The 627-nt window shown below is 64.1% G+C and carries 2 protein-coding genes; both read left to right on the forward strand.

The annotated features are described in order from the left end of the window. On the forward strand, positions 1-391 hold a 391-nt coding region (locus ACFQ24_RS03765; protein WP_380909114.1), incomplete at its 5' end, for a DUF5983 family protein. Next, on the forward strand, positions 388-627 hold a 240-nt coding region (locus ACFQ24_RS03770; protein ID WP_380909116.1), incomplete at its 3' end, for a hypothetical protein. The genes ACFQ24_RS03765 and ACFQ24_RS03770, both read left to right, overlap by 4 nt.

The following is a 627-nucleotide window of genomic DNA, read 5'->3' on the forward strand; positions in this document are numbered from 1 at the left end:
CTGGCCCGAGCGCCCTGACGAACTCTCCCCTGAAATCTGGGCGCTGCTGACCCACGCGCGCAAGACCGGCGCCAACTGGATCAGCTTCGACCGTGACGAACCGCCTTGCAAGCGATTTCCGGTCTTTTCCGAGGTGACAGAAACAGCGTCAGAGGACGCCGGCGATCTTGCCGCACCGGTGGCCACCGCGAACCCTGTGGCCGGGAGGACCACCGTTCGATGCGGCTCTTGCGGCAGCGCTGATGTGATGCGCGACGCCTGGGCCTGCTGGGACGATGACACCCAGGACTGGGTGCTCGGCTCGGTGTTCGACGCAGCCTTCTGCGAGACTTGCGAGAACGACACCACACTGGTCGTGAAAATCCTTGAAAGCACGGAGATTGCAGCATGATCCTGCCATCGGGCTCCACTGACCATCCTGTCACCCATGTCGCGCTCAGCAGCCTCGAACGCTCGGCCTTGCAGGTCGCTCTTTTCGATCCCGCAGCCATATCGTCGATCCGCGGCGGGGCGCAGCTCAACCTCATCGATGTTGACGACAGCGGCACGCTCAAACATGCTGTCGCCCTCTGCGATTATCCCGATGCGCTCTGGCGCGCGGTGGCGCCCGCCCTTGTCGACGCTCCG

The sequence above is a fragment of the Sphingobium olei genome (assembly GCF_042678845.1).
GTDB classification, from domain to species: domain Bacteria; phylum Pseudomonadota; class Alphaproteobacteria; order Sphingomonadales; family Sphingomonadaceae; genus Sphingobium; species Sphingobium olei.